Annotated in this window: 12 protein-coding genes; 11 read left to right on the top strand and 1 reads right to left on the bottom strand. The window is 34.5% G+C overall.

What is annotated here, in order from left to right:
- Window positions 1-718: 718 nt before the first annotated feature.
- The 4 genes from BR73_RS0109350 (at window position 719) to BR73_RS0109365 (ending at window position 6,180) form a co-directional block, all read left to right on the top strand.
- The gene (locus tag BR73_RS0109350) at window positions 719-1,495 is read left to right on the top strand and encodes a helix-turn-helix transcriptional regulator (protein WP_033165310.1); all 777 of its coding nucleotides are present in this window, start codon (window positions 719-721) and stop codon (window positions 1,493-1,495) included.
- Window positions 1,496-2,512: 1,017 nt separating this feature from the next.
- Window positions 2,513-3,424 carry a toll/interleukin-1 receptor domain-containing protein gene (locus tag BR73_RS27280; protein ID WP_051685080.1) on the top strand — a complete coding sequence of 304 codons (912 nt, stop codon included), beginning with the start codon at window positions 2,513-2,515 and terminating at the stop codon, window positions 3,422-3,424.
- Window positions 3,425-3,846: 422 nt separating this feature from the next.
- Window positions 3,847-4,680, top strand: a complete 834-nt coding sequence (locus BR73_RS0109360) for a hypothetical protein (protein ID WP_033165311.1) — start codon at window positions 3,847-3,849, stop codon at window positions 4,678-4,680.
- A gap of 180 nt (window positions 4,681-4,860) precedes the next feature.
- The gene (locus BR73_RS0109365) at window positions 4,861-6,180 is read left to right on the top strand and encodes an IS1380 family transposase (protein WP_033165312.1); all 1,320 of its coding nucleotides are present in this window, start codon (window positions 4,861-4,863) and stop codon (window positions 6,178-6,180) included.
- An 841-nt stretch (window positions 6,181-7,021) separates the two neighbouring features.
- Here BR73_RS0109365 and BR73_RS29765 read toward each other — a convergent pair.
- Window positions 7,022-7,162: a MerR family transcriptional regulator gene (locus BR73_RS29765; RefSeq protein WP_347463346.1), complete on the bottom strand. Its 141-nt coding sequence runs from the start codon at window positions 7,160-7,162 to the stop codon at window positions 7,022-7,024.
- A gap of 410 nt (window positions 7,163-7,572) precedes the next feature.
- Here BR73_RS29765 and BR73_RS0109375 point away from each other — a divergent pair, with 410 nt between their 5' ends.
- The 7 genes from BR73_RS0109375 to BR73_RS0109400 all read left to right on the top strand — a co-directional run bounded on the left by BR73_RS0109375 (window position 7,573) and on the right by BR73_RS0109400 (window position 13,226).
- Window positions 7,573-8,538: a hypothetical protein gene (locus BR73_RS0109375; RefSeq protein ID WP_033165313.1), complete on the top strand. Its 966-nt coding sequence runs from the start codon at window positions 7,573-7,575 to the stop codon at window positions 8,536-8,538.
- A 97-nt stretch (window positions 8,539-8,635) separates the two neighbouring features.
- Window positions 8,636-9,097 carry a MarR family transcriptional regulator gene (locus BR73_RS0109380; RefSeq protein WP_033165314.1) on the top strand — a complete coding sequence of 154 codons (462 nt, stop codon included), beginning with the start codon at window positions 8,636-8,638 and terminating at the stop codon, window positions 9,095-9,097.
- A 313-nt stretch (window positions 9,098-9,410) separates the two neighbouring features.
- Entirely contained in the window at window positions 9,411-9,566 is a 156-nt protein-coding gene (locus tag BR73_RS29345) for a hypothetical protein (RefSeq protein WP_242860720.1), read from the top strand.
- Window positions 9,567-9,704: 138 nt separating this feature from the next.
- Complete coding sequence (locus tag BR73_RS0109385) at window positions 9,705-10,082, top strand: hypothetical protein (RefSeq protein WP_033165315.1); 378 nt, start codon at window positions 9,705-9,707, stop codon at window positions 10,080-10,082.
- Between the two features lie 974 nt (window positions 10,083-11,056).
- Window positions 11,057-11,551 carry a sigma-70 family RNA polymerase sigma factor gene (locus BR73_RS0109390; RefSeq protein ID WP_033165316.1) on the top strand — a complete coding sequence of 165 codons (495 nt, stop codon included), beginning with the start codon at window positions 11,057-11,059 and terminating at the stop codon, window positions 11,549-11,551.
- A 215-nt stretch (window positions 11,552-11,766) separates the two neighbouring features.
- Window positions 11,767-12,678 (top strand): DUF4367 domain-containing protein, encoded by a 912-nt coding sequence (locus BR73_RS0109395; protein WP_033165317.1) that lies wholly within the window; start codon window positions 11,767-11,769, stop codon window positions 12,676-12,678.
- Between the two features lie 110 nt (window positions 12,679-12,788).
- Window positions 12,789-13,226, top strand: coding sequence for a hypothetical protein (locus tag BR73_RS0109400; RefSeq protein ID WP_033165318.1), 438 nt, complete (start codon window positions 12,789-12,791; stop codon window positions 13,224-13,226).
- The last annotated feature ends 231 nt before the right edge of the window (window positions 13,227-13,457 follow it).

Consider the following 13,457-nt stretch of genomic DNA (forward strand, 5'->3'; position numbering starts at 1 on the left):
GCAAAAACAGCAATATTTATGATTAACTACTTGATAAAGTCTTCAGTTGCATCATATTGTAATGAATAAACAGATGACATTTAAGCGTAGAATTAAAAAAATATCTTCCATCAAGGATTCAGTGGGTCTTCATGACATCATTTTTGTCTATTCAAGGCATGTGGAGACTGTAATCCTGTTACAACGCCGTAATATCTGATATATAAGGGTCTAGAATTATAGATAGAAATATGTTTTGACGTGAGAGGATACTTTCACGTCTTTTCTATTATCAGAAAATAAATGTACTCCACATTTCAGAAGGGCGGAAAGAGGTAAGGTAGTGTGGAGATGTGTAAGAAGGATTGAAAAAGGAAGACAAGATGGCCTTAATTTGCCTATTTTGGATGAAGGATGGATGGATTCGGGATATTTTGGTGAAGCTGTTTGCCAGAAAGGGTATATGATTAAAGCTTAGTAGGGGGAAGTCCATAAAATCCAGGTATTTGATACATTTATTTTGATATAAAAAATAAAGGCTCTCAGGAGAAAAGATCATTTTAGAGTGTCTTGGAAATATATAGAATTTATATGAAATTATTTTTTATGGTATATCATTGGGAAGTAATATCTCGGAATAGTTGATGAAGAAAAAGGTTCTTGACATAATTGGGAACAAGTGACATAATGACATTATGATGACATGTCAGTAATAAACAATACGTAAAGGAGAGGAAAAATGAGTCAGAAATCAGTTAAAGGAAGTTTAGAGCTTGCAAAATCTATAAAGCTTAGACGGAATGAGCTAAATCTCACAATTGAAGAGGCGGCATCAAAAGCAGGCGTTGGGACAAAAACCTGGAGCCGTTACGAATCTGGAGAGTCTATAAGAAAGGACAAATGTAGAGGTATCTGCAAAGCACTAAACTGGCATAGTTTGCAGGGGAATGGAGAAGCCGAGACAAGTAACAAATTGAATTTCAACGAATATAGAGATCACGAAGCGTGGTCGTCATATCTCATGGAGAGATTTGGAAATTTTGCTGCTACATCTTTTGTGATTGGCAGTGACATACTTCTTGATAATTTACAGGAGGACATGGATGAACTTTCTTCAATGCCAAGAGAGTCACACATTGGACAAATAGGCGCTTCATGGATGGAGTCATTATTACCGGCACAATTTCTTATGAGGTATGATTATGACTTCTTGTATATTCTGCGTACCACAGTTACTCAATTTCGATTACAGGCTCCCAAGGGAAGTCCGATAATAGCTCATAGTGTAATAGAGGAACTGGCATTATACCTAATTATGGAAGAATCTCGATTTCTAATGGAAAGTATGGAGTTTGATGGGGAACAGGATGATATAGATGACTATGACAGTTGGGATGAATGGATATTTGACATTTTCGATGACATGGATTTGATTACTTTTTTATATTCAGACATATATTTAACTGATGGACATCCATACCATTTTGATTGTTGGTTAGAAAGACAATTCTATTAAAAAATCTTATTTCTATTGTAAGAACAAATAATGTGTTATCCTTATAAAATTTTGTGAGGTGTTTTAATGAAATATGAATGCCTGTGCTGTGACTAATATACTTTTAATAATAAACCATATAGCAATTATGAAATTTGTGAAGTCTGCTTTTGGAAAGATGACCCAATCAGTTGGAGAACCCGATCTGCAGGCTGAGCTAAGATGATCAGCTTAATTCAGGGTAAAAATAAAATTATATCATATTTTTGGAGTAATAACATGCTATTGCTATAAGTTATGATGATGCATTTGAAGAATGTATAAAGAAGTTCATTCTAGACAGTGTTGAGACTGCTTATGTATTAAGTTATTTAAATAATATAGGGATAGAAATACCTGATGAAAGCGAGATAGATTTATTCAAGTATTTAGCAATCCATTAATGTTTCACTTGCTTGTATCAAAAAAGGTTTCAATTGATGAGCGTTTACTTTAAATGCTATTTACCAATTATATGTGGATAATCTTCATAGTAGACTATATCTTGATTTGGGAGTTGAGATAAATTTCTTAAATTTATTCGGCGAGCTTACCTACTCTATTTTAAATGAAGGTAGAGAATATTTAGGGGAGAAGAGATTAATGAAATACCGTAAGTATCCATAATATGATGCTGAAAAATGACCTTATAAATAATTGTTTTGGTTTTGATATATTAATCTTTCACTATATAGTATAAAACTTCTTCTATGTCACCACATTGCGAAAACATCTGTGTTTCACAGAAGAAATAAGGCAGTGACCAACCAAGGTGATATAAATAATATAAAATATTACTACAATGAGGAAGAAGAACACTTGTTCTTCTTCCGTTTTTGTGTTATTATGTGGATATTAGATATTTTATGATATATTTAGAACAGATTTTATTTTTTCGATGTATGTTATAGCGAATTAAATACCTTTAGGTAAATAACAGTTGCACCAAAAATCAGATAAGGGAAAAAATTACGATTTGATAAAAAGAAAGGATAAAACATGTCATCTATTTTTATGAGTCATACAAGCATTGATAAGCCTTTTGTTGAAAAACTGGCAAAGGATATGGAGAAGTACGGAATACGTATATGGTACGATAAGTATGAAATTAAGGTTGGGGAATCTATTTTTTGGAAGATTGATGAAGGGATTGATCAATGTGACTTTTTAGGAATAGTTATTTCTAAAGAAGCATGGGAATCAGAATGGGTTAGAAAAGAAGTTGCATCAGCATGGAATAAACAAATGGTAATGAAGAAAAATGTAATCTTACCGATCTTTTATAGGGATTGTGATATTCCGTTAATGTTACGGGATATAAAATATGCTGATTTTAGAAAAGACTATTATGTTGGGTTAAAAGAGTTGTTGAAGGTTTTTGGAATTAAGAATACAGATATTTTAACAGAAGATAATTGGAGAAAATTTATTAGAGAAAATAATGAATGGAAAAGGTATAGGAATAATGAATTTGAAAAATTTGTAACTAATGTTTACAAAATTGCTAAGAAATTTAAGTGGAGTGTTTGGGTTGGAAGAAGTAAAAACCCTTATTCAGTATGTCTTAGTATGCATAATAAAGCTAACAAAACAAAATCTTTTTCTGTAAGAATGATGCCGAATAATAATTATAGATATTTAGTTGCAGAAACATCTGAGATTAATCCTAGTAATATTCAACTAATGGATTATAAAGTTGACATAGGTTATAGAATGAATGAAGTGGAAGAATATATTTGGAATAGAATAGAACAAACCGTATTACAATATGGTGAAAGTGAAGAAGAACCAGTATTTTTTACAGAAAAGCATGTAAATATTGATCAGATGACGGATTTAGCAAAAGAAATGTTTCGAAAAGTTAATTGGAATCAAGAAATTATAGAAGATTTGATCGAATCTCATGCGTAAAGTATTTTGGAGATAACAGTTGAGTTTTTACTTTAGGCTCGTTTCAATGATTTAAGACAATCGTTAGATATAGGAACTTTGGCTATTAAAACAAAATGTTCTAAAATAGATAATTCTGAAATTTAAGGAAATATACCATACCGCCAAGACTTTACCATGCCAAAGTGGAATCTTTTTATCTCTTCAAGGCATGTGGAAACCGTAGTTCTGCTGGAGCGAAAAGTCTAGTAAATCAAAGAGTTTCGAGAGTTTGAAGGTGATATGCAGGTGTGTTTTTGTGTTGAGGTGAGGTGCAATATGTTTCTAGTTACCGTGGTAGGGTAAAGGAAATGAACTTTTTGGTAAAAGGTTTGGATTTTGTCAAATAAGTATTTAGGTTTTGTAACTAGGAAATAAATTGGAAATCAGAAGAGGAACAGAATATGAGTATTTATGAGTTGATGAATGGTGCAATTTATAATAATGATTTGCTAGAGGCGGCAAATAAACTTTTTGATTTTACTGAAAAGGCATTATTAGAAAAGAATAAAGGAACAATTGTGAAAGTCTTTTATGAAAAGCTGATTCAATATTCTCTAGGTGATTATATATGGGAGCCATCAACAGATAACTATAAAATATATAGTGGTAAAAGTGCCATTTCCAAGTTCATGTACTTATCTATGCCGAGAAAAGAAACGCCTGTAAAAACATTGAAAAAAATTAGGGAACTATCACTTCAAATACAAAACGATTTTTATTCACCTATTGGAGAAGCTATAAGTAAGAACAAGGTTCAAAAAATTATGTCCTATTTAATTGCAAAGTACAATTTTGCCGATAAAGTGTTTGTCGATAAACCAGCAATAATCTGTCTTCTAGAATACAGCAATAAAAATTATAACAGCGAATGTTTGGTTTTAAAAACGGACTCATCTTTAAGCCAGCATTTCTTTTTATACCATTTGAATCATAATTGCAATGTTAATCCCATAGCAGTTTTTTTTCATGAACTTGGTCACGCACTTCATGCTAGATATTCCGGCAGTTTGGATGTGATTCCTTCTAATATTATATTATTATTAAAGAGGACTTGTATGCCTAAAATTGAAGAATTGCCAGATTATCAAAAAGCAGAAATCTTAGCAGATGTATTTAGTATGGGACTAATGTTTGAAAGCGCCTATGAAAAATATGATTGTTTTACAACAATTCATGCAGATGACAAAAAAGTATTTAAACTAATGGTTGAAAAAATACTAAATACCATGAATTGAACTTTTAACCTGAATTATTCATGATAACTCATCTAACGGTGCGTCGCACCGCATAGTTACTGTATTTTCATCTATTTATTGCTTTCACCTAAAAAGTGAAGTCAAAACAATAGAAAAAGAGTTTCAACTTTGTTAAAATGTAGTCACCACAACAAACATCAACACAAAGGAGAAACCCTTATGTCTAGTTTAATGGCACTTCGTTCCGAAAGCAATAGTAAGATTAAAATAAATTTTGATGGAGGCGATTTATCCTCCGATGCAGGGATGCTCTTACTCAAAGAGTTTATCTGCAAAATCGGTCTCGACAAGCTGATTGAACAGCATTTTCAGACCAATGATAAGACTCTTCGTATCCACAAGGATGGCGAAAACCTGCTACAGAAAATGTATCAGCAGTTAGCAGGCTACTTTACTGATGATGATTCGGATGAGCTGACCACAGACCCTATTTTTACAACTTTGCTCGATAAGGATTCTTTGGCTTCACAACCCACAATGTCACGCTTTTTCAACCGAATGGATGACATTACGCTGATGCAAATGGACTGGATTTTATATCTTATTCGTAAGAAAATATATTCCATCCGTAAGCCGGATATGGTGCTATTTGATATTGATTCCACCCTGTTTGATACCTTTGGAAATCAGGAGGGTGAAGGCTTCAACTACCATTACTCGAATCATGGATATCATCCTCTCCTCTGCTATGATGGTTTGACTGGTGACTTGTTAAAGGCTATGCTCAGGCCTGGCGCAGTTTATACCTCCACTGATTGCTGTCAGTTTTTGAAGCCTCTGTTGATGGAGTACCTAGAGGATTATCCTGAGGTAGCTCTTTATCTTCGTGGAGACAGTGGCTTTGCGTGTCCAGAGTTATTTGAGTTGTTAGAGACCAATGGTACTTCCTATGCCATCCGCCTCAAAGTAAATGAAACGCTAAAAAATCTGACAGAACCTCTTGAGAAAGAATTAGATGAGATTACTGCGGATAATAAGGGGGATTATGCAGTAGTATATGGTGAATTCCGTTATGCAGCTGCAAGCTGGGGGCAAACTAGACGTGTTATCGTAAAGATTGAAAAACCAGCAAATCAGCTTGTGTATATGCACACATTCATCGTAACAAACATGGATTTAAAACCAACAGAAATCATACGATTCTATTGTAACCGTGGCAAAATGGAGAACTTTATCAAGGAATCCAAAAGTGGTTTTGACATGGATACCATGTCTAGCCGCAGCATGCTTATAAACTCCAATAGAATGCAGATTTCGGTACTGGTCTATAACATTTTCAACTGGTTTCGTCGTCTCGTACTTCCACCGTCTATGAGGAAATTTCAAATAGATACGGTTCGGCTGAAGTTGTTGAAAATCGCAGCTAAGATGGTGCACTCAGCAAGATATATTACATTCAAACTTTGTAGTAGTTGCCCTTATAAGGAAGCATTTATCGAAACATTGAATAATATCAGACTACTTCCAAAGTTGGAATAACCTAATGATGAACCTTGACAGCTCAAAATGATAATTGTGGATACTACAGGGATTTTCTACCCTTTTTTAATGGTGAATTCATTAATTTATCAACAAAAATGAGCTACAATGGTAAATCGGTGGGTAGATTATTTTTTTCTACATCACCATGAATAATTCAGGTTTAATTGTATTTCAATATAGAATTTTTTATAAAGTAGATAGATGTTTTAAGGGCTTATCCAACGCCAAGGGTATTGGGTCCAATGGTCATCATTTTTATCTCCTCAAGGCACGTTGAAACGATAATAATGATGACGAATAGTGGAACGAATGGAAAATAAGACGGTTTGACCACTATATGTAGTGGTTTTGGAGCGGAAAACGGGCAAAAATTGAAACAAAAAAGTGTTTAGCCCGTTTTTTTGGCCGTTTTCATAGATGACAAAGGGTCGCTAAAGGGATATGATCTCTAAAATAGGAATTTCATACAAAAAATTCAAAAGTATCAGGATAGCAAATCTTGATGCTTTTGTTTTTAAATATAGATTAATAATCAAGTGTCTTTTAGGCACCGGATAAAAATATATGTGCTATTTTTATGATAATGAGAAGAATAGCCCTTATTTAATCCTCAACATTAATTAGGTTGATATTATACTTAACTTTTCCTTTAAGTATAATATCATAGAAGTGTTGTTTATTATCAATGAAATCAACACATTCCTTTAATTCTGCTTTCTGCTTATCTAACATAATTTTGCGTTCAGGAATGGTTATTTTTCCCTTTAGACAAAGGCTAAGATAGCTTTTCAAATCTTGAATACTCACCGCACCTTTTAAGACAGGATAAGCTGTTCAGTCAATTAATATCGCTATCATCAAAAATTCTATAGTTATTTTTACCTCTTTTCACATTTGGGACTAAGCCCTCATTACAATAAAATTTCAGCGTTTCATATGTCATGCCTACTTTTTGGCATACCTCTTTCATGGAATACATAAAAGTAAGTCATTTAATTTTTGTCGGGACGCTACTGTTATTTGTAGGTTGTGAGTGGTTTGACCAGATGAACTATTCGAGTGGTGGCTTGGCAGTTTACACAATTAAGATGGCAGTTACAAAATGTACAATGCCTTTTGGGAATATGATGGTGATGGGAGTTTCTGTAATATTTTACTCCTCAAAAGCGGTAAGTTAAAGGGCTGTACAAAACTACGTGTCAATACTGATTTGAAATTGCAGATTTAGGGGTGCTGACATTGAAATTAGCAAGGGAAGAAGTCTTCCTCATCATAGTTAGATTTATTACTTGACTTTTATTGTATAGTGCTATACTATATTGTATAGCACTATACAATATTTATGAACTATGCGAAATCGAATAAATTTATTATTATGGAGGTAGTATTGTGGTTAAGAAACTTAAAAATAGCAAAGCTGCAAAAGTAATACTGGGAATTCTTCTTGGAATTACTTTAATTGTTGTTGGTGTATATGTGTACTATTTTGCCGGTCCCTACAGTGGTGCTGATGAGGTCAATGCTCAAATTGAAAAAATGAATATTGATAAAGAAGAAATTCAAGATCTCGTCACTCAAGATGAGGAACAGATTGATGCGTTGAATTATAAGTTCGTCATCGATGACCAAATATACAGCAAACAAGATTTACGTGATTGGCAAAAAAATGAATTCATCAAAACAAATAAATTGTTGAATCGCAGATTTAAGCAAAATGTTAAAATCGACCCAGATATGTCTTTTGAAACAATTAAAGGACTTGTAGTGGCTCAAAAGGTTGCAATTGGACAAGACAATTTGAAAAAGGGACTTGAACGCCAAAGTAAATTCGGTGATATTATATCGAAGGTTGCGAGTGCCACTTCATTCGGAAAGCGTAAAGTAAGTGTTGCAGATATTTATCTCGAAGGCAGCAAATACGATGCGAAAGAAGTGATGCGTCAGCTTGAAGAAATGATGACTGTAAACAATTCTGAGAACCAATTAATGAATTTCAAGGCAAATCCGAATCATTTTTATTCACATGGCAGCGAGACAACTCAAGAAGTTGTAGAAATGACTGGAGGTACAAGGGTTGCAAATAGATTTTTCCTAAGATATGGTGATGATAGTGGGTTGGAAACTAAGAAAGATCCAGAGTTTGTTGTTGAAACAGCTGGGACTGGTTATTTGGAAGATGGTACAGTTATAGGTGGTGTGCGTCACGAAATGACCGATGAGGGGGATACACTTCATGTTCGGTTGCAAGTGGAATTTCCGGGATCTATGCCAAGTTATATGATTCATCAACATTCGATTCACTTATTAGTAGAGTTTAGTAATTGGTTGTCAGATATTGAAAATGGAAATCAATAAGTTAAGATTGTGTATGAACTGATAATTTTACTTTGCGACTTGTGTAATTTATAAATTGTAAACCCTAAAGAGGAATTACAATACGATAGGAGCTAAAATGGATAATGATCTTATTAGTGTAATGGAAGCCTTTATGGCTGTTAATAACAAAATTTATCAAATCAAAGATGAGTCCATTACTTTCTCAAACGGTATAAAACTGAAGACAGGTGCAATTCACTTAGTTGAAGCAATTGGGAACCATCCTTTGTCAAACGTCACGACACTTGCTACTAAGCTTGGCGTGACGAAAGGGGCTGTATCACAGCAAATTTCTAAATTAATGAAAAAGGGTCTGGTATCTGCAACACGCAGGCCTGAGAATCAAAAAGATATTGTTCTACAGCTATTACCGGCAGGCAATGTAATTTTTCACGAACATGCCCAAGCTCATGAAGAATTATATCGTGTGTTATCGGAAAAAGTTCTGAACTTTTCAGTTGACGACCGGGAGAAAATGATTGAACTGTTTGAATTAGTTGGTCAATATGTTGATGAGTATCGGCAAGGATTTATTTAATCAAAAGTTATAAATGGACTCATTTTATTGCTGAATAGCAAGTTGTGACACCTCCATAATACTTCACTGAAAAAGAATGGAGTGAAATAGTAATGTCAGTTTTTCAGGACTGTTCCTGATTTTGTGTAAACGCTCCGGCGGCAAAAGTAATAAAAATGATCGAAGAGAAAAAGCCGTTTATTCTGCCAGAGCCGGCAATGGATAACTGCTATCTTTATAAGTATTTAACCCAGGAAAGAGGAATTTGCAAGGAAGTCATTGATTTTTTGTAAAAAAGGATCTGATTTACGAGTCCAAACCGTATCATAACATCATCTTTAAGGGAAACGATGCAGATGGAATAACCCGATTTGCCAGTATGAGAGGAGTGTTTGACAGAGACGGAAAGCCATTTAAGTGTGATGTACCAGGAAATGATAAACAGTATGGCTTTAATATCGTGAATGAAGAGAGTAGGAGGAGTATTTAATTGATGATGTGATTGATGCTGCCTGTGAATGGAATTATGATTTGCTTCAAACGGAAAAAGCAGAGAGGGAAAACCCGGATGATTTTCTGGATTTCATAAAAAAGGATAATTATTATAAGTAAAGCGGTAGAAAAAGGCTTGCTTGCCGAGGCGGAATTTGCCATCTCCATAGGGAAGGTCACCTTTAAGGAACGTGTAGATGGAGGAACTGCTATGTTAGAGGCCATCAGCAAATGCAAAAGCGGGGAAACTACCTTGATTGGAGCCTTTAAAGGCTTCGAATTGCGGGTAGAGAAAAACTATATCGGAGTCAACTATATGGTGTTGCGTGGGAAAACAGACTATAAGGCAGAACTTTCTTTCAGTCCGGTGGGAAATATGGTGAAACTGGAAAATTTGTTTGGCAACATTGAAGAAAATGTGAAATTTCTGGAAAAACGTATAGAACAGTATCAGAGGAAATGGAAGAGTCCAAGGCAGAGTATGAAAAACCATTTGAACAGGAAGCGGAACTGACAGAAAAGACGGAGAGGTTAAATGAATTAAACGTACAGCTTGACCTTGAAAATGGAAAAGATGGGAGATAGACAAAGAAATATAATTAAAACATTTAATTATATTGTGGGTGACCATGGCGTCAGTTCCATTTTTCTGCCTTGCTGTAAATTCATGGAGCGGTTATTTATCAATGCAGTTAGAAAGCAGATGGGAGGTATTTTATGGAGCAGACATATAGGCTTAGCGAGGTTGAGGAAGTTCTTTCGGGGCTTGATCTGGTTGAGGTGTCGGACTACATTCTGGATAGTGAGGAGGATTATCAGATTGTTATAAGCGGTTGATGGGTACATATCCCGGAACTTGCTCTGAATCTGCATGAAGGAATATTTTGCAACTATGACAATGCGGAGCAGGCATACCTGCCGGATTTTTCTATCACGGTAATTATGGAGGAAGACACAAATAAGTAATGATAAAGACTGTCAAGTGTAATAAAAAAATGGGCAATTTTATAAAATATTGCCTATTTATATTAAATCAGCTATAATTATGTCAACAGGAATAGGGCTGTCACATAAAAACCAAATAAAATAGTGAATAGAGGCAACAGAGGAGTGAGCCATGAACTGAGTAATACAGAATCCTAAGTGGAAATAATGATATAAAATATAGCAGTGCACGCGAATCTTTGGAAGTGACAAGAAAACACTGGAACATAGAATATACATACTAGATGTTAGCTTTCCAGAAAGCTATAATAGAGTCATACAGGAAAATTCTGTTTATAATATATTCTTAATCAAAAGAATATATTATAACTTGGTAAATATGGGTTCTTCCTTTGGAAGATTATCATATGAAAGAAAATGGTGCTTTAAGTATGATTTATATAATTTATAGACACTAACCTTTGATATTGCTTTATTTAAAAAAATTAATTTATGCGGTTGCCCTACAACAGGAGGTTTTTAACTAAAAGGGGAGTGTAATTAATGGGACTTAGTAATAACCAACGTGATGATATAGAAAAACTATATCAAGAGATGTTTCATCCTATGTTAGTGTATGCACAAAACGCACTAAATGGGCAGGCTTTAGCTGAGGAAGCTGTTCAAGATACATTCCGAATTGCATGTGCCAAAGCTGAGAATCTATTATCTAGCCCTAATCCCAAAGGCTGGTTATTAAATACTCTCAAATATGTGATAAGAAATTCTATTCGTAGTCGCGCAAATCTCAATCGCTTAGTAATAGCTTCATTAGATTTTGACGAAAATATTTCACATGAAAAAGAATATATAGATGATCTTAAAATTGATCTCTTATTCTCTGACTTAGCTGATGATGAAGACTATAAATTGATTAAGAAAATTGCATTAGACAAGTGTACCATTTTGGAAGTTGCCGAAGAACTCGGTATCTCCTTAGAAGCATGTCATAAACGAGTTCAAAGGGCAAAAAAAAGATTAAAAAAGCGAATTCAATAAATAAAAAAATCAATTTATCATGTCCGTAAAAGCTTAGATGAGTACATATATAATAGAGAATGATTTCTCCTGATAATTCTGGTGAGGATTCAACTTTATTTTATTATATTTGTCACAATTTTGCGGTATGAGAGAAACATATATTTCATTGCCTCGAAATTAAAGGTGTTAGAGTTCTTGATAGCATTATATGTTAAAGAAGGGAGGTTGTATTGATGCCTGAATCCAACGAAAAAAAACATCAGAATTATTCAATATTTGATAGCATGAGCACAGAAGAGTTAGAAAATATTCTCCAGGCGGATGCTCAGTTGCTCAGTGAAGAGGATTCCGACACAGAAGCAATTTTATACATTATGGAGGTGATTGCAAAGCGGGAAAAAGAACATCCAACCGGTAGGTTTACAGACATCCATTCTGCTTGGACTTCCTTCGAACATAACTATCTTCCTTATATAGAGAATGATAAATCTATTTATGAATTTGAGGATTCAGATATGGATGCCACACAAAAACCTTACAAGGATTTTTTTCACCTACAAAGAAAGCACCGAATGATACGATTTGCCAGTTGCGCTGCTATTTTTGTTGTAATTCTTTTGACTGGAAACATGACAGCGAAAGCTTTTGGAATTGATTTGTTCGGTACGGTTGCTAAGTGGACAAAGGATACGTTTAGTTTTTCCAGTTCTGTGCCACACGAAAACACATCTGACGTTGAAGATTTCAACGAGGCTGTCAAAAATGATAATCTCCAGCAAATTCTAGACCAGTATGGAATAACTTCTGATTTGGTCCCTACATGGCTTCCTGACGGATATTTATTTAAAAACAGTGATGTATATGAAACCCCTGCAAGCACTACTTTCCATGCAATTTATTATCGTGAAGAGGACGAGATTTCAGTTACAATCACCTCCTTGTCAAAACCAGTTAGAAGCATATATGAAAAGGATGATAATGAGGTAACCGTTTATTCAGTAAACGATATTGAGCACTATATCATGACGAATCTTGAGATTACCAACGTTGTGTGGACATCCGGAACCTACGAGGGTTCAATTTCTGGGAAATTTACTTTGGAAGAAGCGAAAAAGATAGTAGATTCCATTTATAAAAAGAAATAAGCAAGTCTATTATCCTTGCGGATATTGTAACAACCATCTATTATTTTCAAAGAAGAACTAACGTATTACATTCTGCTTTGTGTTTATCACAGAAAGGAAAGGTTGTATAAATGAAAAGAAAAATTTTAAACTTTTTGACATTGGGTTTCGTAATTGCGTTATGTATTACTTCAACGGCCAGTGCAGCTGGAATGGAGATCCAGGCGAGCGAGTATCTAAATAGTTATGGTGCTTATGTATATACTGAAGGAAACGGAGAAATCTCGATATGGTTTCAGGTTCTGGGAACTGGAACTATGGACGAGATTGGATCACTAAGCATACGATTGCAGGAAAAATCCAGTACTTCATCTACTTGGACATATATAAAAACCTACAGCCAAGTTAGTTACCCCAGTTTACTCGGACATAACACTGACTTTTATTCTTCCGGTGTTTATTATTCTGGTAAATCCGGTTATTCATATAGAGCTGAGGTTACCGTCTGGGCGGGCAAGAATGGGAATGGAGACTCGCGGGTAGTACTTACAGAGGCGGTTATCGCATAAAATCAAAATTAGGCTATTTATAAAAAGTCAGCACACTTCGTTAAAGATTGGTGCTGGCTTTTTTCGTCGTACATCAAGCATCTGGCAAGAAGTTTACGATGTAATGTATTGAAAAAAGAATTATGCGATATGCAAGTCCTCTTACTTAACTGAGAGGTCAGGGGATGAAATAATCAGTAACTGCCTGCTAGTATGATAATACGATCTCTTATGAAGTTCGTATATAGGTAA

The organism is Clostridium sp. KNHs205 (genome assembly GCF_000702945.1).
Classification (GTDB): domain Bacteria; phylum Bacillota; class Clostridia; order Lachnospirales; family Lachnospiraceae; genus Anaerocolumna.

What these genes read in the sequence shown, in the direction of transcription:
- BR73_RS0109350 (WP_033165310.1), top strand. Translation starts at nt 719, where the DNA reads ATGAGTCAGAAATCAGTTAAAGGAAGTTTAGAGCTTGCAAAATCTATA.
- BR73_RS27280 (WP_051685080.1), top strand. Translation starts at nt 2,513, where the DNA reads ATGTCATCTATTTTTATGAGTCATACAAGCATTGATAAGCCTTTTGTT.
- BR73_RS0109360 (WP_033165311.1), top strand. Translation starts at nt 3,847, where the DNA reads ATGAGTATTTATGAGTTGATGAATGGTGCAATTTATAATAATGATTTG.
- BR73_RS0109365 (WP_033165312.1), top strand. Translation starts at nt 4,861, where the DNA reads ATGTCTAGTTTAATGGCACTTCGTTCCGAAAGCAATAGTAAGATTAAA.
- BR73_RS29765 (WP_347463346.1), bottom strand. Translation starts at nt 7,162, where the DNA reads ATGTATTCCATGAAAGAGGTATGCCAAAAAGTAGGCATGACATATGAA.
- BR73_RS0109380 (WP_033165314.1), top strand. Translation starts at nt 8,636, where the DNA reads ATGGATAATGATCTTATTAGTGTAATGGAAGCCTTTATGGCTGTTAAT.
- BR73_RS0109390 (WP_033165316.1), top strand. Translation starts at nt 11,057, where the DNA reads ATGGGACTTAGTAATAACCAACGTGATGATATAGAAAAACTATATCAA.
- BR73_RS0109395 (WP_033165317.1), top strand. Translation starts at nt 11,767, where the DNA reads ATGCCTGAATCCAACGAAAAAAAACATCAGAATTATTCAATATTTGAT.
- BR73_RS0109400 (WP_033165318.1), top strand. Translation starts at nt 12,789, where the DNA reads ATGAAAAGAAAAATTTTAAACTTTTTGACATTGGGTTTCGTAATTGCG.